The following is a 19,558-nucleotide window of genomic DNA, read 5'->3' on the forward strand; positions in this document are numbered from 1 at the left end:
CTGTTAGACAGCGACAGGTCGTCGAGATCGCAAACTCAGGCGGAGTTTTTCAACACAATAGACCCGAAACGGACATTGCGCTTTGACGGGTTCGTGTCGTTGTAGTGTCTATCGACGTTCAACGCAAACCTGTTGGAACCAGTTCGACAGGCTGGGCCAACGTTCCGACGTTGCTCCGTTATGAGACCAGTAGGAGACTTCGCCGGAGGGAGAAATGCAGAAGTAGTCCCCATTGTCTTCAATGAAGGGGACGAGGTCGCGAGGTACACCCGCGTTCTCCCACGCGTACTGCGCTATTTCAAAAAGATCGCAGTAGCCTGACCCCGGCAATACGACGGCTGGGTCAAATACAGCGTTGCCAACGTCCCCTCCGCCTTTTAGAAAAGCGCGATAGTCAGGATGGAACATAACCCCTAAACGGGTCTCTGCAGAGGTAATTTCCTCGTCGGTTGGAGGGCGAAAAGGATCGATTTCTGAAGTCATGTAATGTGCTCACTTTGCGTGGCCGGATTGTTCAGTGATGAATGTCTACTTCTGGCCGGTCACCGAAATTCGGAACGGCTCAGTGTACGCCACCGTTGCTTCGACGACAAGAACACGTCTGATGAACGCGCGAAATTGAAGACCTTGCCAATCCCTCCTTGTAACTCGTCATGCATTGACTATGCTGGAGAATAGACGGCAGGCTCGGCACTGGCGTCGAAGGCGGGCGACGTGGACATCTTTACGGCAGTGGAGCGCAAGAACCTGCGCGAATTGAAGCGGATACTCAAGCACGATCCGCTCTCAGCGCGCAGGACCGATTGTTGGGGACGCACGGCGCTGATGCTGGCCTGCGTCGAGGGCGAGGAGGAATTCGTCAGGCTGCTGCTGCCGCTGAGCGACCCGCAGGCCAGCGACCGCGATGGCGAGACGGCCCTGATGCTGGCTTCCTTCGGTCATCCAGGCTGCGTCGAGCTGCTGCTGCCGGTCAGCGATGCGCACGCGCAGGACGGGGACGGCTGGACGGCCCTGATGTGGGCCGCCTCCAGCGGCAGCCAGCGCTGCATCGAACTGCTGCTGCCCCACAGCGATGCGGGCGCAGCCTTCCTGGGGCTGGGCAAGGCCTTGACCGACAAGGCCGCGCCGTCTAGCGCGCCGTCTACCGATTGACCAGGCTGCGCGGCTGCAGCAAGGCCAGTACCGCGCCCAGCAGCAGGGCAGCCGACACCACGTACATGCCCGCATTCGTGCTCTGGGTCACGTCCTTCATCCAGCCGATGATCGACGGGCTGACGAAGCCGGCCAGGTTGCCGATCGAATTGATCATGGCGATGCCGGCGGCGGCCGCGGTGCCGCCCAGGATGGCGCTCGGATAGGTCCAGAACACCGGCATGGTGGCCAGCAGGCCGGCGGTGCCGAGCGAGAGCGCGGCCATGGCCAGCACGACGTTGTCGCCGTAGATGGTGGCCAGCAGCAGGCCGATGCCGCCAAACGCGCTGGCGACCGTGAAGTGCCAGCGGCGCTCGCGGGTGCGGTCGGCGCTTTTCGCAATCGCCAGCATGGCGACCACGGCGCAGCCGTAGGGGATGGCGGTCAGCAGGCCGACGTCGAGCGCATCCTTGACGCCGGCCGCCTTGATCAGCGTCGGCAGGTAGAAGCCCACGCCGTACAGGCCCATCATGCAGCAGAAGTAGATCGCCGCCATCAGCCAGACCCGCGCATTGCCGAATACGCCGGACAGCTTGTGATCGGCCTTGCCGGAGTTGTCGTTGGCGATGTTCTCTTCCAGCAGGCGCTTTTCCTCGGTACTGAGCCAGGAAGCGGCGCGGATGCTGTTGGGCAGGTAGAAGATCGTGACGACGCCGAGGATCAGCGAAGGCACGGCTTCGACCAGGAACAGCCACTTCCAGCCTGCCATCCCGTTCATGCCGTTCATGGCGTTCAGGATCCAGCCCGACAGCGGCCCGCCGATCACGCCGGCGATCGGGATACCGATCATGAACAGCGCATTCATGCGGCTGCGGCGCTGCGCCGGGAACCAGTAGGTCAGATACAGCACGATGCCCGGGAAGAAGCCGGCCTCGGCGACGCCGAGGAAGAAGCGCACCACGTAGAACATGGTGGGCGTGGTGACGTAGGCCGTCGCCGCGGACAGGATGGCCCAGGTGATCATGATGCGGCCGATCCAGACCCGCGCGCCGACCTTGTGCAGGATGATGTTGCTGGGGACTTCGAACAGGAAGTAGCCGATGAAGAAGATGCCGGCCCCGAGTCCATAGACGGTTTCGCTGAACTGCAGGTCGCTGAGCATCTGCAGTTTGGCGAAGCCGACGTTGACGCGGTCGAGGTAGGCCGCGACGTAGCAGATGAACAGGAAGGGAAGCAGGCGCGCGGTCACCTTGGCATAGGTACGCGTTTCCATTTGCTCGCGCTGCGCTTGCGCGGCGCCCGCCGAAAGGGTAGGAGAGTCCATGTTGTTGTTGACCTTGCTGGATGAGGGTGAAAGCGCCGGCCGGCACGGCTCCAGTATATATATCTTAAGGACGGCTCAGTGCCGGCAAGCGAATCGCGCGGCCTTATTGCAGGCTCGTCGCCCGCACGATGCGCATGATGCTCGCGCGCGACAAGTTCGCCGCGCGGGCGAGGGCGCTGATCGATTCGCCGGCCCGGTGCTGCTGGACGATCAGGGCGCGCTGGGCCTGGGTGGTGCAGACCGGACGGCCGCGCGTCCTGGCTTGCGGCGCCGTGGCGATCGGCGTCATGCATGCCGGGTCGGCCGGATGAGGATCCATGTCCGCCACGGCAGCCAGCGCCGCCAGGACGGCCTGGCCGGCGGCACCGGCCAGGTCGAAGCTGCCGAGCTGGAGGACGACGACTTCGCTGCGGCGCAGGGCCAGTGTCCGGACCTGCGAAACGATGTCGCGCGCATCCTGGCCCAGGCAGTCGAGCGTGCACACGACCAGGCGGTCGTGCCTGCCGATGCGTCCGAGCAGGCGCTGGAATTCGAAGCGCTGCGCGGCCGGACGCGGCTCGCTGGCGCAGTCGTCGGCAAACCAGTGCGCGAGTTCGTAGCCGGCATGCTCCAGCATGCGGCGTTGCTGCCCGCTGTGCTGACTGCTATTGCTTGTCCATCCGTATCCGAAAACCGCCATTGCATCGCCCCCGATTCCCGTTACGCCGATGTTCAGCGCTTCAGCTGGGACAGGTCGCGTACCGCGCCGCGGTCGGCCGAGGTGGTCAAGGCCGCGTAGGCTTGCAGCGCCTGCGAGACCGCGCGTTCGCGTCCGACAGGCTGCCAGGCGTCGCGCCCGCGCGCTTCCATCGCCGCGCGCCGTTCGGCCAGTTCGCCGTCCGTCACGCGCAGATCGATGGTGCGTGCCGGGATGTCGATGTCGATGGTGTCGCCTTCTTCTACCAGCCCGATCGCGCCGCCTTCGGCCGCTTCCGGCGAGGCGTGGCCGATCACCAGGCCCGAGGAGCCGCCCGAGAAGCGCCCGTCCGTGAACAGGGCGCAGGCTTTACCCAGTCCCTTTGATTTGATGTACGAAGTCGGATACAGCATCTCCTGCATGCCGGGGCCGCCCTTCGGGCCTTCGTAGCGGATGATGACGACGTCGCCCGCATGGACCTGGTCGCCGAGGATCGCTTCGACCGCGGCGTCCTGGCTTTCGAACACGCGCGCCTTGCCGGAGAATTTCAGAATGCTTTCGTCGACGCCGGCCGTCTTGACGATGCAGCCCTTGGCGGCGATGTTCCCGTACAGGACCGCGAGGCCCCCGTCCTGCGAGTAGGCGTGGGCGCGGTCGCGGATGCAGCCCGTGCTGCGGTCGATGTCGTTGGAGGCGTAGCGCTCGGCCTGCGAGAATGCGACCTGGGTCGGCACGCCGCCTGGCGCCGCGCGGAACAGCTCATGGACGGCGCGCTCGTCGCTGACGCGGATGTCGTATTTGTCGATCGCCGCCTGCAGCGACGGGCTGTGCACGGTCGGCAGCGAGGTATCGAGCAAACCGGCGCGCGCCAGTTCGCCCAGGATCGCGACGATGCCGCCGGCGCGGTGCACGTCCTCGATGTGGTATTTGTCGGTCATCGGCGCGACCTTGCACAGGCAGGGCACCTGGCGCGAGATGCGGTCGATGTCGGCCATCGTGAAATCGACCTGCGCCTCGTGCGCGGCGGCCAAGAGGTGCAGCACGGTGTTGGTCGATCCGCCCATCGAGACGTCGAGCGCCATCGCGTTTTCGAACGCCGCGCGGGTCGCGATGGAGCGCGGCAGGACCGAGTAGTCGTCGCCTTCGTAGTGGCGTTTCGCCAGTTCGACGATCAGGAGGCCGGCCTTCAGGAACAGCTCCTTGCGGTCCGCGTGCGTGGCGACGATGGTGCCGTTGCCCGGCAGGGACAGGCCCAGCGCCTCGGTCAGGCAGTTCATCGAGTTTGCCGTGAACATGCCCGAGCAGGAGCCGCAGGTCGGGCAGGCCGAGCGCTCCGCTTCCAGCACGTCGGCATCCGACACCTTGTCGTCGCCGGCCTTGATCATGGCGTCGATCAGGTCGAGCTTGATGACCTTGCGTTCGTTGTTCACGACTTTCACCACCTTGCCGGCTTCCATCGGGCCGCCCGAGACGAACACGGTCGGGATGTTCAGGCGCATCGCGGCCATCAGCATGCCGGGCGTGATCTTGTCGCAGTTCGAGATGCAGACCATGGCGTCGGCGCAGTGGGCGTTGACCATGTACTCGACCGAGTCGGCGATGAGGTCGCGCGAGGGCAGCGAATACAGCATGCCGCCGTGGCCCATGGCGATGCCGTCGTCGACCGCGATCGTATTGAATTCCTTGGCCACGCCGCCGGCCGCCTCGATCTCGCGCGCGACCAGCTGGCCCAGGTCCTTCAGGTGCACGTGGCCGGGCACGAACTGGGTGAAGGAGTTCACCACGGCGATGATCGGCTTGTCGAAGTCGCCGTCCTTCATGCCGGTGGCGCGCCACAGGGCGCGGGCGCCGGCCATGTTGCGGCCCTGGGTGGTGGTGTGGGAGCGGTAGGTCGGCATGGCGGTTCCTGAAGCGAAAAATGATCGCTTCAGCATGCCGTATCGACATTGATATGTCCAATATGCGATTTGGCGCGCTGTGATTCTTTTTGCGTATCACAGCAGCGGACAACCTTTGTTAAATTGTTGCCTTGAGTAAACTATTGTCGTAGACTTATGGCAAGGATGACCACTAATCACACGACTAGGAGAACCCGATGTTCGTTGGGAGCTACACCTCGGCCCGGCTGTCACTAACGACCCCGCCGGACTGCTGCTGCAACTGCGGTGCCCACGGACCGCTCGAGTTCGTCGACACGCCGATGAAACAGGTGCGTTTCTTCCTCGTCTTCGGCACCGAACTGACGCTGACCGAAGCCTTCCCGTATTGCGCGGACTGCAAGCGATCCGCCAAGCGCGTGCGCCACGGCTGGCTGGCCAAGGGGATGGTGTATTGCCTGGTAACATCCATTGTCTTCCTGGCTGTCGTGATCGCTTCAAGCTCGCTGCCACGCTTCATGGGCGATAACCTGTTCTACAGCGCGCTGGTGCTCTCGGCCTTGCTGACCGCCGGGTATTACGCCACCCGCAAGTCCAGGCAGCCGGGCGGCACCTACTACCAGCCCGTCGCGCTCACCGAAGCATGGATCGGCGGCCAGCAGCTCGCGCAATACGGGCTGGCCTTCCATAACGAGCGCTATGCGGGGGCGATGCGGCGCGCGAATGCCGAACTGATCGACGCAGGCATCCTGAAGATTGCCTAGGCTCGGGCCGGCAAACCCGTACACTGGCCGGATCGTGCCCGAGGGCGCTTGAGGACGCATGAACATGGCAATGATATTGGCAGTCCTTGTTTTCTTCTCGGTGTGTGGCGTCATCGGCGCTTTCCAGCAGCGCTGGAGAGACGAGGACCTGCGTCTCCTCGCGCGCATCGACGAGGAATTTCGCCTGCTCGCCGTCGATGGCGAGTTTCCCGAGCTATGTTTCGACGGCAGTACCGCCGAGATCGTGGACGAGCGCCAGGAAGGCTTGAGCGACGACGAGGCCAATCTCGGTCTGGTGCGTGTGCACCGGTTCGCCCGCAACGCGCATGGTGAATACTTCCTCTTCATTTCCGAAGGCGCGGGCAAGCCCTTCTTCAAGCATGTGACCCAGGCGAATGCCAAGCTTGCACTCGGCAGCAAGTATGTCGCGCCGGCCCCGGCTCATTTGCACTGACAGCCTTCCGTCGCCGGCCGGATCTCCGTGCCCTGATGGAAGGTGTTCTTCCAGCCCTCCGCCTCGCGCACCCAGACGCGCACGAAGCGGCCGCGGAAGGGCTTGCCGCCTTCCTGGCGGCTGCGGAAGACGCCGGCGACGATGGCGGACTTGCCGCCATCGAGCACCTGGACTTCGGCCGACTCGTTCTCGTAAGTCTGAAAACGGAACTCGTCGCGCTCGAGCGCCGTGAGCAGCCCGGTCTTGCTGCGTACGCGGCCGCGGCTTTCGACGTGACGATAATAGCGGTCCATCAGCCGGCGCAGGGCCGGGATGTCGCGCCGCAGGATCGCATCGGCGCGCTGTTGTTCGAGTTTCAGCAAGGCCGCCTCGATCTCGCCGGTGGCCGCGGCGCCCGCCGGCATGCCGGTCAGCAGGGCGATCAGCACGGCGGCGCGAGTCAGTGCCCTCATGCCGCGCCGTTTCCAGGCTGGCCGGCCGGCGCGTCGGGCGCCATGCAGTAGCGGTTGCGCCCGTCCGCCTTGGCCTGGTACAGCGCCCCATCGGCCGCCCGGATCAGCGTGGCGCTCGTCTGCGTCCGGTGATCCGGCACCAGCGCGGCGATGCCCATGCTGCTGGTGAGGAGCGCGCTGGTCGGCGAAACCGCATGCGCGATGCCCAGCGCCGCCAGTTCGTCCAGCACCCGCTGCGCCACGCAACGCGCGCCGCAAGCATCGGTCTCGGGCAGCAGGATCGCGAACTCCTCGCCGCCGTAGCGCGCCACCAGGTCCTGGGCGCGGTTGGCGGCGCGGCAGAAGGCGCGCGCGACCTGTTCCAGGCAGGCGTCGCCGGCCTGGTGGCCGTAGTGGTCGTTGTAGAGCTTGAAGTGGTCGATGTCGGCCAGGATCAGCGCCATCGGCAGCGCGGCGCGGCCGCAGCGGCGCCATTCGTTGTCGATCCGCTCGCTGAAGGCGCGGCGGTTCGCCACGCCGGTGAGGCTGTCGGTCAGGCTCATGGCGCGCAGCGCGTCGGCCTGGCGCTTTACCGTCAGCTGGGTCCTCACGCGGGCGCGCACCACGGCCGCGTTCACCGGTTTGCTGATGAAGTCGGCCGCGCCGGCGTCAAGCGCGCGGGTTTCGTCTTCGGGCGAGGTGAGGGCAGTGACGAAAATGACGGGGATGCCGCTCGTTTCGGGGGCGGCGCGCAGGGCTTGCAGCACCGCGTAGCCGTCCATGCCGGGCATGACGGCGTCGAGCAGGATCAGGTCGGGACGCTGGGCCTGGGCCAGGTCGAGCGCGCGGCTGCCGTCGAGCGCGAACAGCACCTCGTGCGCGTCCTGCAATGCCGCATGCAGGATCTGGATGTTTTCCATGGCGTCGTCGACCACCAGGATGCGCCCGTTCAGGGCCAGCTCGCTCCAGCTCATGCGTCTCCTCTTTATTCCAGTATAGCTCCCAGCAGCTGCGCGGCGCGGTCGAAACGCAGCGTGCCGACCGCGTCGGCGAGCTCGGCCGCCGCGCTCGCACCCAGCAGGGCGGCAAGGCCGGGCGCGAGCGCCGCGTGCGCGGCCAGGGCCTTCAAATTGTTATTCCTGAGCAATTCTAGCAGCTGGGCCGGACTGGCCCCGTCCACTTGCGCGGGCGCGGCCGGAGCCGAACTGGGAGCCAACTCGCGCGCCGCCGCCTGCAGCGGCGCCAGCGCCGGTTCCAGCAGGGCCAGGTGGCGCGCCGCGGCGCCGTCGTCGCCCGCGCGCAGCGCGCTTTCCAGCGCCTGCGCCTGGGAGGCCAGGTCGACGGCGCCGAGGTTGGCGGCCACCCCGCGCAGGCGGTGCGCCGCTACCAGGGCGGCGTCGCGCTCGCCGCTTGCCGCCAGCGCGTGCAGTTCGTCGAAGCTGGCGCCGGCGCCGGCGACGAAGCGGGCGAAGACGGCGGCAAAGGCGTCCAGGCTGCCGCCGAAACGGGGCAGGGCCGCCTGCAGGTCAAGCCCGGGCAGGCGCGGGACAACGGCAGGCATGGTCGCCTCTGTCCGCGCCGCGCCGCCGCGGCCCGTCATGCGCGCCAGCGTGTCCACCAGTTCGTCGACGTCGATCGGTTTCGCAAGATGTTCGTCCATGCCGGCGTCGAACGCCTGGCGGCGGTCTTCCATGCTGCTGTTGGCGCTCATCGCGATCACCGGCAGCGCGTGCAGGCCCATGGCGCGGATCGCCTCGGTGGCCTGGTAACCGTTCATCACCGGCATCTGCAAGTCCATCAGGACCGCATCGAATGCGGCATCGACCCCGCCCAGCAGGGCCAGCGCTTCGGCGCCGTCGGCCGCCACCGTAACCAGCGCGCCGGCGTGGGTCAGCACATAGGTCGCCACTTCCTGGTTGATGGCATTGTCCTCGACCACCAGCACGCGCAGGCCGGCCAGGCGCGCTTCCAGCGGAGCAGGCTGCGGCGCCTCCGGGGCGGCCGTGCCTTGCGCCTCGCGGATCGCCGCTTCCAGTGCGGTGCGCGTAAAGGGCTTGCCGAGCAGGGCAACGCGCGGGGCGGCGGGCAGGGCGGGCGGTTCGACGGCGGCATCGGGCACCAGCAGCACGGTCGGCGGCAAGGCGGGCAATGCGTCGAGGCCGGAAGCGGCGGCATCGGCGAACAACAGCGCGCAGTCCCCGGCACTGGAAGCAGCTTGCGCCGCGCTGCTGTCGCCCACGCAGACCGGCTCCCAGCCGGCGCCGCGCAAGCCAGCAAGCAGCGCCGCTTCGGTATTCCCCGACAGCGCGAACACCAGGGCGCGCGGCATCGCAAGTGGAGCGGACAGCGCGGCCGGTTCCATGTCGCCGAAGTCCGCCTCGAAGTGGAAGGTCGACCCACGCCCAGGGCTGCTGTCCACGGCGAGCACACCGCCCATCAGGGCGACCAGGCGGCGCGCGATCGACAGGCCGAGGCCGACGCCGCCGTACTTGCGGCCGGTCGAGCTGTCGCCCTGCGAGAAGGGTTCGAACAGGCGCGCCTGCTCGCTCGCGGCGATGCCGATGCCGGTGTCGAGCACCGCAAAGCGCAGGCGCACCCGGCCCGGGCTGCGCGCGGCCACCTCCACCGACAGCAGGATCTCGCCGCTGTCGGTGAACTTGACGGCATTGCCGACCAGATTGAGCAGCACCTGCTCGAGGCGGACCGGATCGCCGCGCAGCAGGCGCGGCACGTCCGGGGCCACCTTAAACACGGTCTCGATGCCCTTGGCGCGGGCGTCCGGCGCGGTCAACACGGCGATGCCCTGCAGGATGGCGTCCAGCTGCAGGGGCGTCTGCTCCAGCACCAGCTGGCCGGCGTCGGTCTTGGCGTAGTCGAGCAGGTCGTTCAGGATGCCCAGCAGCGCGTTCGAGGCGCGCTTGATGTGAGCCAGGTGGGCGCGCTCGCGCCGGCCCAGCGGGGCTTCTTCCAGCAGGCGCGCCAGGCCCATGATGGCGTTCATCGGCGTGCGGATCTCGTGGCTCATGTTGCCGAGGAATTCGCTCTTCGCGCGGCTGGCCTGCTCGGCTTCGCGCAGCGCTTCCACCAGGCGCCCTTCGGTGAGCTTGAGTGCCGAGATGTCCGCGTGCAGCGCGTAGAAGCCGCGCACGCGGCCGGCGCTGTCGACGTCGGGCAGGTAGCTGCCCCAGACGTGGACCGGCTCGCCTTGCGGATTGCGCAGCGCTTCCTCGAAGCTCTGCGGCCGGCCCGCCAGCACGCCCGCCACATAGGGCCGCAGCTGGGCCAGGATGTCGGCCGGGACCAGGTCGCCGACAGGCTGCCCGAGCACGGCCGCTTCGTCTTCGGTGCCGAGCCAGGCCAGCGCCGGCCGGTTGGCGAAGCGCAGGCGCTCGTCGGCGTCCCAGTAGCTGACCAGGGCCGGCAGGTTGTCGGTGACGGTGCGGATGAAGCGCTCGCGCTGGCGCAGCTGGGCACCGCTGGCGCGCAGGGCGGCGTCGGCGGCCACGCGTTCGCTGATGTCGCGGATCGTCGCCTGCAGCATGCCGCGCCCGCCGATGTCGATGCTGGTCAGCTTGACGTCGGCGTGGAAGTTGCTGCCGTTGCGGCGCTGGTTCACCCATTCGAACTGGATGCCGCCTTCGTCCAGCGCGCGGCGCATCAGTTCGGTCGAGTACGCGTCCGAGCGGCGCCCGTTGGGCTGGAATTCGGGCGAGATGCTGGCCGGCGCGAGCAGCGTCAGCTCCTCGACGCTGTAGCCGAACATGCGCGCCGCGGCCGGGTTCACGCTGACGAAATGGGCGTTGTAGGCGAGCAGAGCCTGGGCGTCGCCCGAGCCTTCGAACAGCACGCGGAACATCTCTTCGTTGTCGCGGTTGCGCTGTTCCAGCTGCTTGCGCTCGGTGATGTCGATCACGACCGCGTTGATGCCGACCAGCTCGCGCTGCGGCCCGAACACAGGATAGTAGCTCGACAGCCAGTGGCGGATCACGCCCGGCTCTGCCGGCACTTCGCCCGCCACTTCCAGGTCGCGCAGGGCGCGCCCGGTTTCCAGCACGCGCCGGTAGGGCGCCTCGAATTCGACGCCGACCTCGCCCAGCAGTTCGGGCAGGGTGCGTCCCAGGTGGGCCAGGGCCGGCACGGCATTGATCGCGGCCAGGTAGTCGTTGATCATCACGAAGCGCAGCTCGCGGTCGACGAAGCACAGGCCCACCGGCGCGGTCGCGTACACGGTTTCCAGGCGCACGTTCAGGCGTTCCAGTTCGGCCGTACGGTCGGCCACGCGCGCTTCCAATTGGCTGCGGTAGCGCAGCAGCTCGCCCTCGACCTCCTGCAAGGCCGCGGCCACTTCGAAGGTCTCGCCGATCGCAGGGGGCGCCAGCCGCAGCGGCTCGCCGCGTCCGAGCGCGATCGCCGGGCCGACCAGGCCCTGCACCGAGCGCGCGATGCCGCCGCCGATGGTCCAGGCCAGCAGCAGGCCCAGGCCCAGCATGGCGCTGCCCACGGCGACGGTGGCCGGCAGGCTGTTGCCGAGCAGTTCGCGCGCGGCGTTGTCGGGATAGGTGACCGCGACCAGCCAGCCGTGTTGACCCGAGCGCATCCAGGCCGCGTGGCGCGCCACGCCGTCGCCTTCGTCGGGCAGGGCGGCCACGCCTTCGGGACTGGCGGCCGCGTTCGAGGCCAGTACGCCGTTGATCGGCGTCCCGACCCGGGTGGCGCCCCCGATATTGCGCGCCACCACCAGGCCGCGGCCGTCGAAGATCTCGGCGATCCAGCCGGGCGGCAGCTGCTGGGCGCCGAGCAGGTCGGCGATGCGCTTCGGGCGCACCTGGCTCGACAGCACGTAGGCCACCTTGCCCTCGCGCCAGACCGGCACGTCGGCCGAGAACACGAAGGCCTGCCCAGGTCCGGGCCGGTACAGGCCGGAGATGCGGGCGTCGCCGCGCAGCAGGACGGCCTCGACCGAGTCGCGGTTGGGCATCTCGGGCAAGGCGCTGCCGTAGGCGTGGCGGGTGTCGAGAAGGGGCCGGGCATCGGCGCCGCTCAGGGCGAAGTTGGAGACGGCGAATTCGGGGCGCAGCAGGCGGCGCGCCTCGGTGTGGAATCGTTCCAGGCTGCCGGGGGCGAGCGAGGGCCAGGCCGCGGCCACCCGCGCGGCCGTCTCGGCGCTTTCCAGGTCGCGGTCGAGCGCCGCCGCCAGCGCGCGGGTGACGGTCGCGGCGTCGCGCGCCACGTGCTCCCCTTCACGCCGGCCCGCGTCGTGGACGAAGGCGATGTAGGCGAACAGCAGGGGCAGCAGGCTGGCGAGGACGAGCGTGAACAGCTTCGAACGGATCGAAGGCAGGGCGGTGCGGCGAAACGGTGGCAAAACGGATCCATGTCAGCGGCGGCGCGGGGTGCGCCGCCAGCGAGCATGGTAGCCAAGAGCACGAGGGGACGGTAGCACGGACTGCCGCCATCCCCTTTATTTGTAGATCCTCAGCAACAACTCATGCCGGCTTGACAAGGTATTTCGCCAGTTCGACCTTGGCGATGGCATTGCGGTGTACTTCGTCCGGACCGTCGGCCAGGCGCAGCGTGCGGTTGCCGGCCCACTGCGAGGCCAGCGGGAAGTCGTCCGAGACGCCGCCGGCGCCGTGGGCCTGGATCGCCCAGTCCAGCACCTGCTGGGCCACGTTCGGCGCCAGCACCTTGATCATCGCGATCTCGGCCGCCGCGACCTTGTTGCCGACCGTGTCCATCATCCACGCGGCCTTCAGGGTCAGCAGGCGCGCCGTGTCGATGCGGATGCGCGCCTCGGCGATGCGTTCGCGCCAGACGCCCTGTTCGGAAATGCGCTTGCCGAAGGCGACGCGCGAGTCCAGGCGCTTGCACATCAGTTCCAGCGCGCGCTCGGCCACGCCGATGGCGCGCATGCAGTGGTGGATGCGGCCCGGCCCCAGGCGGCCCTGGGCGATCTCGAAGCCGCGGCCTTCGCCGAGCAGCATGTTGGCGGCGGGGACGCGCACGTTTTCGAACAGGATCTCGCAGTGGCCGTGCGGGGCGTCGTCGTAGCCGAACACGGGCAGCGGACGCTTGATCGTGATGCCCGGGGTGTCGCTTGGGACCAGGATCATCGACTGCTGCTGGTGGCGCGCCGCGTTCGGATCGTTCTTGCCCATGACGATGAAGATCTGGCAGCGCGGGTCGCCGGCGCCCGAGATCCACCATTTATGGCCGTTGATGACGTACTCGTCGCCGTCGCGCTCGATGCGGGTGGCGATGTTGGTGGCGTCCGACGAGGCCACGTCCGGCTCGGTCATGGCGAAGGCCGAGCGGATCTCGCCGCGCAACAGCGGTTCCAGCCAGCGCGTCTTGTGCTCTTCGCTGGCGTAGCGCTCCAGGGTTTCCATGTTGCCGGTATCCGGCGCCGAGCAGTTGAACACTTCGGGCGCCCAGCCCACGCGGCCCATGATTTCGCACAGCGGCGCGTAGTCGAGGTTCGACAGGCCCTCGGGAGCGCGCTTGGACTTCGGCAGGAACAGATTCCACAGGCCCTGTTCGCGCGCCAGCGGTTTCAGGCGCTCGATGATCTCGGTCGGCACCCAGCGGTTGCCCTTGGCGCCGTTGGCGTCGACTTCCTGTTTGTAGGCTTTTTCGTTCGGATAGATGTGCTCGTCCATGAAGGCGAGCAGGCGGGTACGCAGTTCCTTGCAGCGGTCGGAATAGTCGAAGTCCATGGTCTCTCTCTTTATTCTCAGCGGTTTGCGAATTGCCAGGCCATCTCGGCCATCGGGCGGGCGGCCTTGCCGTTTTCCAGCGCCTGTGCGCTCGAGGCGGTGCCGTCGACGTAGCGTTTCATGATGCCTTGCATGATGCCGGCGAGGCGGAACATGTTATAGGCCAGATAAAAGTTGAAATCTTCCATGCGCACCGTCTTGCCGGTGCGCTCGCAGTAGCGGGCGACGTAGGTTTCCAGGTCCGGGATGCCGAGGCTGGCGAGATCCAGCCCGCCGATGCCGCGGAACTTGCCGGGCTCGATGTACCAGCTCATGCAGTGGTAACTGAAGTCGGCCAGCGGGTGGCCCAGGGTCGACAGCTCCCAGTCGAGCACGGCCAGGATGCGCGGCTCGGTCGGGTGGAAGATGATGTTATCCAGCCGGAAGTCGCCGTGGACGATCGAGGTGTCTTCGCCGGGCGGGATGTTCTTGGGCAGCCATTCGATCAGGCGGTCCATCGCCTCGATCGGCTCGGTGACGGAGGCCTGGTACTGTTTGGTCCAGCGCTCGATCTGGCGCGCGAAATAATTGCCGGGCTTGCCGTAGTCGGCCAAGCCGATGGCGGCGTAATCCACGGTGTGGAGCTGGGCGATCACGCGGTTCAGCTCGTCGTAGATGGCGCCGCGTTCCTCCTTGCTCATGCCGGGCAGCGATTGCTCCCAGAGCACGCGGCCTTCGACGAAGTCCATCAGGAAGAAGGCGCGGCCGATGACGGATTCGTCGGTGCAAAGGGCGATCTGGCGCGGCGCCGGGAAGCCGGCCTTGTTGAGGGCGTTCATGACCCGGAATTCGCGGTCGATGGCGTGGGCCGAGGGCAGCAGCTTGGCGGCCGGGCCGGGTTTGGTGCGCAGCACATATTGCCTGTCGCCGGCGCGCAGCTTGAAGGTCGGGTTCGATTGCCCGCCCTTGAACTGCTCGACTTCGAGCGGGCCGGCCGGGAAGTCCGGCACATTGGCCCGCAGCCATCCGGCCAGCGCCTCGACATCGAACTTCTGGCGCTCGGAGACCGGCTTGGTCCCCATCATTTCTTCGTACACTGGCGTCTCCTCCTGTGTTGTTCTGAACTGTGTTGTCGATTGATTGTAGCTGATGAAGTGAACGATCGTACTATTTATTTTGTTAACTTTTTTAGCTGGCCCGGCGGTACTGTTGGAACAGCTGTTCCATGGTGGTTGTGCGCGCCTCGGGCTGCAGCGGGGAGGGCGGCACGTGGTTCACGAAGCGCACCACCCAGTCTCGTTCGTCGGCGCCGACGTCGAGGGCGTTGATGCAGCCGGCCTCTTGCGCCAGGCCGCCGAGGAACATTCTCTGGCCGGTCAGGGCCAGCGACAGGATGGCGCAGTTGACGCCGCCGTGCATGACCAGCAACACCGTGTCCCAATGTCGATCGGCGCGCAGACGGTCGAGGGCGGGGTGGACGCGGTCCATCATTTCGCCGACCGACTCGCCGCCGAGGAAGCGCTGGCCCGGCTCGACCAGGCCTTCGAAGGCGCCGGTGAAGGCGCGTTTCAGTTCGTCCTTCGGGATAGTGGAGAGGCGGCCGCCGCGGATTTCGTGGAGTTCGGGCCAGGTCTCGGGTTCGATCTGCTGCTGCGTCACGGCCAGCACGCGGGCGGCGGTTTCGACGGTGCGGGGCAGGCCGGAGACGATGACGCGGTCGAACTGGATGCCGGCGGCGGCAAAGGCGTGGCCGGCGGCGTCGGCCTGGCTGCGGCCCAGCTCGTTGAGAGGGACTTGTTCGGGGAGGACGGGGCGGCCGGCGGCGTCGAAGTAGGTGACGCTGCCGTGGCGCATCAGGTAGACACGGCGACGGGCTGAAGCTTGTTCTTGCATGCTGCTCCCTCATGGTGGGTAGGGTGGGCGCCCCGTGCCCACGCGGACCTGCGATTCGTGTTTGCCGGCTTGCGGATGGTGGGCACAGGGCGCCCACCCTACGGGTATCTTTGCAAATTAATCTTGTTTATCTTACAGCGCATTACCGCCGAGCGCTGCCTTTCCACCACAAAACAAATTCCAACGGTAAATATTGCGGCTTTCTGCCTTAGAATAATCCCCCATTCATGCAGGCAATCGAAGGGGTAGTATGGCAAGGCCAGAAAAAGTCAGGCTCGGTGAAATCCTGGTGCAGCAAAAGCTGTTGTCCGAGGAACAGCTGAACCAGGCGCTCGCAGACCAGAAGCGCACCGGCCGCAAGCTCGGGCGCGTGTTCGTCGAGAACGGCTTCGTCACCGAAGAGCAGATCTCCGGCGCCTTGGCGCGCCAGCTGAACATCCCCTACATCAACCTCAAGTTCTACAACATCAGCGACGCCCTGGTGCGCCTGCTGCCGGAAACGGCCGCGCGCCGCTTCCGCGCGCTGGTGCTGGAAGAGCGCGAAGGCGGTCTGCTGGTCGGCGTGTCCGATCCGACCGACCTGTTCGCCTACGACGAGATCGCGCGCCTGCTGCGCAAGAACGTCGAGCTGGCCGTGGTCAACGAGACCGAGGTGCTGCACACGATCGACCGCATCTACCGCCGCACCGGCGAGATCACCGATTTCGCCAAAGAGGTGGAAGCGGACGTCGGCGACGCCTTCGTCGATTTCGGCGCCATGACCGCGAACCCGGGCCTGGAAGAAGCGCCGGTCGTGAAACTGCTGCAGTCGGTGTTCGACGATGCGGCGCAAGTGCGCGCGTCCGACATACACATCGAGCCGCAGGAAGGGCGCCTGCAGATCCGCTTCCGCATCGACGGCGTGCTGCACCTGCAGACCGAGGCCGACATCAAGATCGCCACGCCGCTGGCGCTGCGCCTGAAACTGATGGCCGACCTGGACATCTCGGAAAAGCGCCTGCCGCAGGACGGCCGCTTCGCCATGAAGGTCAAAAACCAGCGCATCGACGTGCGTATCTCGACCATGCCGACCCAGTACGGCGAGTCGGTCGTGATGCGACTCCTGAACCAGGCCGGCAATACGCTGCGCCTGGAATCGATCGGCATGCCGCGCAAGATGCTGGAGCGCTTCCGCGCCATCGTCCAGCGTCCGAACGGCCTGGTGCTGGTGACCGGGCCGACGGGTAGCGGCAAGACCACCACCCTGTACAGCGCGCTGGCGGAACTGAACTCGGTCGAGAAGAAGCTGATCACGGTCGAGGACCCGGTCGAATACCGGCTGCAGGGCATCAACCAGGTGCAGGTCAACGACAAGATCGACCTGTCCTTTGCGCGCGTGCTGCGTTCGGCCCTGCGCCAGGACCCGGACATCGTGCTGGTGGGCGAGATGCGCGACCAGGAAACGGCGCAGATCGGCCTGCGCGCCGCGATGACGGGTCACCTGGTGCTCTCGACCCTGCACACCAACGATGCGGCATCGACGCCGCTGCGCCTGATGGACATGGGCGTGCCGCGCTACATGGTGGGCGGCTCGCTGCAGGCCGTGCTGGCACAGCGCCTGGTGCGCGTGATCTGCGAAAGCTGCTCGACGCCGTATGCGCCGACGCCGCCGGAGGTGACCTGGCTGCGCGCGGAACTCGGCGCCTTCGTGGAGCAGGCCCGGTTCTTCCATGGTAAGGGCTGCTCGCACTGCAACGGCACCGGCTACCGCGGCCGCACAGGCGTCTACGAACTGCTGGAAATGACGCGCGCCGTGACCGACGCCGCCAACCATCCCGACCCGAGCCACTTCCTGAAGGTCGCGCACGAGGAGATGGGCGGCCACACGCTGCGCCGCCACGGCGTGGCGCTGGCCGTGCAGGGCCGCACGACGATCGGCGAAGCCATGCGCATCAGTAATCAGACCGAAGACTAAACGATGCCATTCTTCGCCTACAAAGGCCGCAACGCGCGCGGCGAACTGATGCAAGGGGTACTGGAAGCGGCGGACAGCGGGGCCGTCGCCGACCAGCTGTTCGGCACCGGCGTGACCCCGGTCGAGATCCTGCCGACCCGCCGCACCACGGCCGGCAGCGGCGACCTGGGCGACACCTGGCGCCGCCTGCGCGAGAAAAAGGTCACGTCGATGGACGTGCAGCTGTTCTCGCGCCAGATGCATACGCTCCTGAAATCCGGCGTGCCGATCATGCGCGGCCTGGGCGGCCTGCAGGAGTCGAGCACCAGTCCCGCGTTTGCACGCGTGATCAAGGACCTGCGCGAGTCGCTCGACTCGGGCCGCGAATTATCAAGCGCGATGCGCCGCCACCCCGAGTGCTTCAGCAGCTTCTACCTGTCGATGGTGCGCGTGGGCGAGATGACGGGCCGCCTGGAAGAGGTGTTCCTGCGCCTGTTCGACCACCTCGAATTCGACCGCGACATGCGCGACCGGGTCAAGACGGCGCTGCGCTACCCGAGCTTCGTGATGATCGCGATGGTCGTCGCCATGGTGATCGTGAACATGTTCGTGATCCCGCAGTTCGCCAAGGTGTTCGAGAGCTTCCACGCGACGCTGCCGCTGATGACGCGCATCCTGATGGCGACCTCGCGCTTCACCCTCGACTACTGGCCGCTGCTGCTTGGCGTCACGGTGGGCGGCCTGGTCGCCTTCCGCTCCTGGCTGGGCACGGCGGCCGGACGCTATACCTGGGACCGGCGCAAGCTGCGCTTTCCGATCGCCGGCAAGATCATCCACAAGGCGACCATGGCCCGCTTCGCGCGCAGCTTCGCGCTCTCGATCCGGAGCGGCGTGCCGATGGTGCAGGCCCTGACCGTGGTGGCCCAGACCGCCGACAACGCCTACCTGGCCGCGCGCATCGAGCAGATGCGCGACGGCGTCGAGCGCGGCGAAAGCATCCTGCGCACCTCGACCGCGGCGAACGTGTTCACGCCGATCGTGCTGCAGATGATCGCCGTGGGCGAGGAAACCGGTTCGCTCGACGACCTGATGGACGAGATCGCGCTGATGTACGAACGCGAAGTCGACTACGAGCTGAAGACCCTGTCGAGCCAGATCGAGCCGATCCTGATCACCTTCCTCGGCGTGATGGTGCTGGTGATGGCGCTCGGTATCTTCCTGCCGATCTGGGACCTGGGCAAGGCGGCCCTGCATCGCTGATGAAGACGCCGCGCGTTCGGACGCAGGGCGGAGCGACGCGGCTGGAACTGGCCGTGGCCACCATCCTGGCGGCCTTGCTGGCGGGAGTGTTGCTGAATTGCATCACCAGCTACGAGGCCGAATCCGAGCGCGTCGCGGCAAAACAACTCCTCGGTTCCTTGCGCACGGCGCTGGCCGTGCAGTCGGCCGGGATCATTTCGACAACGGGTGAGCCTGGTTTGTTGGCACTTGCCCAACAGAATCCGATGACATGGTTGCAAGATCGGCCGAAAAACTACCTTGGCGAGTACTACGCGCCCAAAAATGAGGCACTCCCGAAGGGGAATTGGTACTTCGACCGCAGCCGCCACGCCCTTGTCTATCTTCCATCCGCCGAGAAAACTTTTTCTTCTGGGATACAAAAAATTCTGATCTTCAAGGTAGAATTCATTGGTGTTTCCGCCCCGGCCCGTGCAGACAGGCAGGCAAGGGGCACCTCAGGCCTGGTGCTCACGGAGCTGAACGAACAGGCGGTCGCTTTCAACAATATTGCGGGGTCCCTTCCGCGCCTACATTTCTCGGAGAAAAAGCAATGAACAAGAGCATCAAAGCAGCGCAAGGCGGTTTTACCCTGATCGAACTGATCGTCGTGATCGTCATCCTCGGCATCCTGGCCGCGACCGCACTGCCGAAGTTTGCCAGCCTGAGCGGCGAAGCGCGCCTGGCGAGCCTGAACGCCGCCAAGGGCGCCCTGAGCGCGACCTCGGCCATGACCCACGGTAAATACCTGGTGACCCCGGGCGGCGCTGCCAACATCACGGTGGAAGGCACCAACGTGGCGATGGACACCACCTCGGGCTATCCGGCCGTGACCGACGACGCGCAGGCACTGGCCCTGGCGACCGCCGCCGGCCTGTCGACCAACGACTACGCCATCGTGACCGCGACCAGCTCGCACGCCAACAAGCCGACCCTGGGTGCAAGCCAGTTCGCGCTGGTCCCGGCAAGCCTCGCCACGACCACCAAGGCCGCCACCTGCTACGTGCTCTACACCGGCGCCACCCTGGCCAACCGCGCGCCGACCATCACCCTCGGCAACGGCACCGCGCCAACCGTCGCCAACTGCGAGTAATCCTCCCCC

The 19,558-nt window shown here is 66.8% G+C and carries 17 protein-coding genes; 7 read left to right on the forward strand and 10 right to left on the reverse strand.

The window, feature by feature from the left end; translation table 11 throughout:
• Positions 1–108: 108 nt before the first annotated feature.
• Positions 109–483, reverse strand: coding sequence for an SMI1/KNR4 family protein (locus ACFPQ5_RS07920; protein WP_379753209.1), 375 nt, complete (start codon positions 481–483; stop codon positions 109–111).
• 231 nt (positions 484–714) lie between these two features.
• On the opposite strand from ACFPQ5_RS07920, the gene ACFPQ5_RS07925 reads away from it, so the two are divergent.
• Positions 715–1,152: an ankyrin repeat domain-containing protein gene (locus ACFPQ5_RS07925; protein WP_379753212.1), complete on the forward strand. Its 438-nt coding sequence runs from the start codon at positions 715–717 to the stop codon at positions 1,150–1,152.
• On the opposite strand, the gene ACFPQ5_RS07930 is transcribed toward ACFPQ5_RS07925, so the two are convergent.
• From ACFPQ5_RS07930 to ilvD, 3 genes are all read right to left on the reverse strand, one after another.
• Entirely contained in the window at positions 1,142–2,455 is a 1,314-nt protein-coding gene (locus ACFPQ5_RS07930) for an MFS transporter (protein ID WP_379753215.1), read from the reverse strand. The two genes, ACFPQ5_RS07925 and ACFPQ5_RS07930, sit on opposite strands and share 11 nt — an antisense overlap.
• A gap of 103 nt (positions 2,456–2,558) precedes the next feature.
• Positions 2,559–3,134, reverse strand: a complete 576-nt coding sequence (locus ACFPQ5_RS07935; RefSeq protein ID WP_379753218.1) for a recombinase family protein — start codon at positions 3,132–3,134, stop codon at positions 2,559–2,561.
• A 32-nt stretch (positions 3,135–3,166) separates the two neighbouring features.
• The gene (gene ilvD / locus ACFPQ5_RS07940; protein WP_379753222.1) at positions 3,167–5,029 is read right to left on the reverse strand and encodes a dihydroxy-acid dehydratase; all 1,863 of its coding nucleotides are present in this window, start codon (positions 5,027–5,029) and stop codon (positions 3,167–3,169) included.
• 197 nt (positions 5,030–5,226) lie between these two features.
• Between ilvD and ACFPQ5_RS07945 the strand changes: the two genes are divergently transcribed.
• Both ACFPQ5_RS07945 and ACFPQ5_RS07950 read left to right on the forward strand, forming a co-directional pair.
• Positions 5,227–5,772 carry a hypothetical protein gene (locus ACFPQ5_RS07945; protein ID WP_379753225.1) on the forward strand — a complete coding sequence of 182 codons (546 nt, stop codon included), beginning with the start codon at positions 5,227–5,229 and terminating at the stop codon, positions 5,770–5,772.
• A gap of 58 nt (positions 5,773–5,830) precedes the next feature.
• A complete protein-coding gene (locus ACFPQ5_RS07950; RefSeq protein ID WP_379753228.1) occupies positions 5,831–6,226 on the forward strand; it encodes a hypothetical protein in 396 nt (131 codons plus the stop codon).
• On the opposite strand, the gene ACFPQ5_RS07955 is transcribed toward ACFPQ5_RS07950, so the two are convergent.
• From ACFPQ5_RS07955 to ACFPQ5_RS07980, 6 genes are all read right to left on the reverse strand, one after another.
• A complete protein-coding gene (locus tag ACFPQ5_RS07955; RefSeq protein WP_379753231.1) occupies positions 6,214–6,678 on the reverse strand; it encodes a nuclear transport factor 2 family protein in 465 nt (154 codons plus the stop codon). The genes ACFPQ5_RS07950 and ACFPQ5_RS07955 overlap by 13 nt on opposite strands.
• The gene (locus ACFPQ5_RS07960) at positions 6,675–7,631 is read right to left on the reverse strand and encodes a diguanylate cyclase (RefSeq protein WP_379753234.1); all 957 of its coding nucleotides are present in this window, start codon (positions 7,629–7,631) and stop codon (positions 6,675–6,677) included. Before ACFPQ5_RS07960 ends, ACFPQ5_RS07955 begins: the two co-directional genes overlap by 4 nt.
• A gap of 11 nt (positions 7,632–7,642) precedes the next feature.
• Positions 7,643–12,022 carry a PAS domain-containing protein gene (locus tag ACFPQ5_RS07965; protein ID WP_379753237.1) on the reverse strand — a complete coding sequence of 1,460 codons (4,380 nt, stop codon included), beginning with the start codon at positions 12,020–12,022 and terminating at the stop codon, positions 7,643–7,645.
• Between the two features lie 121 nt (positions 12,023–12,143).
• Positions 12,144–13,373, reverse strand: a complete 1,230-nt coding sequence (locus ACFPQ5_RS07970; protein WP_379753240.1) for an acyl-CoA dehydrogenase family protein — start codon at positions 13,371–13,373, stop codon at positions 12,144–12,146.
• 17 nt (positions 13,374–13,390) lie between these two features.
• Entirely contained in the window at positions 13,391–14,434 is a 1,044-nt protein-coding gene (locus tag ACFPQ5_RS07975; RefSeq protein WP_379760034.1) for a phosphotransferase, read from the reverse strand.
• Between the two features lie 106 nt (positions 14,435–14,540).
• Positions 14,541–15,245 (reverse strand): histidine phosphatase family protein, encoded by a 705-nt coding sequence (locus tag ACFPQ5_RS07980; RefSeq protein WP_379753243.1) that lies wholly within the window; start codon positions 15,243–15,245, stop codon positions 14,541–14,543.
• Positions 15,246–15,495: 250 nt separating this feature from the next.
• Here ACFPQ5_RS07980 and ACFPQ5_RS07985 point away from each other — a divergent pair, with 250 nt between their 5' ends.
• Genes ACFPQ5_RS07985 through ACFPQ5_RS08000 form a run of 4 tightly spaced genes read left to right on the forward strand, consistent with a single transcriptional unit; the run spans position 15,496 to position 19,549 of the window.
• Positions 15,496–17,199 (forward strand): GspE/PulE family protein, encoded by a 1,704-nt coding sequence (locus tag ACFPQ5_RS07985; protein WP_379753246.1) that lies wholly within the window; start codon positions 15,496–15,498, stop codon positions 17,197–17,199.
• A gap of 3 nt (positions 17,200–17,202) precedes the next feature.
• Positions 17,203–18,438 carry a type II secretion system F family protein gene (locus ACFPQ5_RS07990; protein WP_379753249.1) on the forward strand — a complete coding sequence of 412 codons (1,236 nt, stop codon included), beginning with the start codon at positions 17,203–17,205 and terminating at the stop codon, positions 18,436–18,438.
• Positions 18,438–19,013 (forward strand): hypothetical protein, encoded by a 576-nt coding sequence (locus tag ACFPQ5_RS07995; protein ID WP_379753252.1) that lies wholly within the window; start codon positions 18,438–18,440, stop codon positions 19,011–19,013. Before ACFPQ5_RS07990 ends, ACFPQ5_RS07995 begins: the two co-directional genes overlap by 1 nt.
• Complete coding sequence (locus ACFPQ5_RS08000) at positions 19,010–19,549, forward strand: type II secretion system protein (RefSeq protein ID WP_379753255.1); 540 nt, start codon at positions 19,010–19,012, stop codon at positions 19,547–19,549. Before ACFPQ5_RS07995 ends, ACFPQ5_RS08000 begins: the two co-directional genes overlap by 4 nt.
• The last annotated feature ends 9 nt before the right edge of the window (positions 19,550–19,558 follow it).

This window comes from Massilia suwonensis, assembly GCF_042655665.1.
GTDB lineage: Bacteria > Pseudomonadota > Gammaproteobacteria > Burkholderiales > Burkholderiaceae_D > Telluria > Telluria suwonensis.

What these genes read in the sequence shown, in the direction of transcription:
- ACFPQ5_RS07990 (WP_379753249.1), top strand. Translation starts at nt 17,203, where the DNA reads ATGCCATTCTTCGCCTACAAAGGCCGCAACGCGCGCGGCGAACTGATG.
- ACFPQ5_RS07975 (WP_379760034.1), bottom strand. Translation starts at nt 14,434, where the DNA reads ATGGGGACCAAGCCGGTCTCCGAGCGCCAGAAGTTCGATGTCGAGGCG.
- ilvD (WP_379753222.1), bottom strand. Translation starts at nt 5,029, where the DNA reads ATGCCGACCTACCGCTCCCACACCACCACCCAGGGCCGCAACATGGCC.
- ACFPQ5_RS08000 (WP_379753255.1), top strand. Translation starts at nt 19,010, where the DNA reads ATGAACAAGAGCATCAAAGCAGCGCAAGGCGGTTTTACCCTGATCGAA.
- ACFPQ5_RS07970 (WP_379753240.1), bottom strand. Translation starts at nt 13,373, where the DNA reads ATGGACTTCGACTATTCCGACCGCTGCAAGGAACTGCGTACCCGCCTG.
- ACFPQ5_RS07960 (WP_379753234.1), bottom strand. Translation starts at nt 7,631, where the DNA reads ATGAGCTGGAGCGAGCTGGCCCTGAACGGGCGCATCCTGGTGGTCGAC.
- ACFPQ5_RS07980 (WP_379753243.1), bottom strand. Translation starts at nt 15,245, where the DNA reads ATGCAAGAACAAGCTTCAGCCCGTCGCCGTGTCTACCTGATGCGCCAC.
- ACFPQ5_RS07985 (WP_379753246.1), top strand. Translation starts at nt 15,496, where the DNA reads ATGGCAAGGCCAGAAAAAGTCAGGCTCGGTGAAATCCTGGTGCAGCAA.
- ACFPQ5_RS07995 (WP_379753252.1), top strand. Translation starts at nt 18,438, where the DNA reads ATGAAGACGCCGCGCGTTCGGACGCAGGGCGGAGCGACGCGGCTGGAA.
- ACFPQ5_RS07935 (WP_379753218.1), bottom strand. Translation starts at nt 3,134, where the DNA reads ATGGCGGTTTTCGGATACGGATGGACAAGCAATAGCAGTCAGCACAGC.
- ACFPQ5_RS07945 (WP_379753225.1), top strand. Translation starts at nt 5,227, where the DNA reads ATGTTCGTTGGGAGCTACACCTCGGCCCGGCTGTCACTAACGACCCCG.
- ACFPQ5_RS07955 (WP_379753231.1), bottom strand. Translation starts at nt 6,678, where the DNA reads ATGAGGGCACTGACTCGCGCCGCCGTGCTGATCGCCCTGCTGACCGGC.
- ACFPQ5_RS07930 (WP_379753215.1), bottom strand. Translation starts at nt 2,455, where the DNA reads ATGGACTCTCCTACCCTTTCGGCGGGCGCCGCGCAAGCGCAGCGCGAG.
- ACFPQ5_RS07920 (WP_379753209.1), bottom strand. Translation starts at nt 483, where the DNA reads ATGACTTCAGAAATCGATCCTTTTCGCCCTCCAACCGACGAGGAAATT.
- ACFPQ5_RS07950 (WP_379753228.1), top strand. Translation starts at nt 5,831, where the DNA reads ATGAACATGGCAATGATATTGGCAGTCCTTGTTTTCTTCTCGGTGTGT.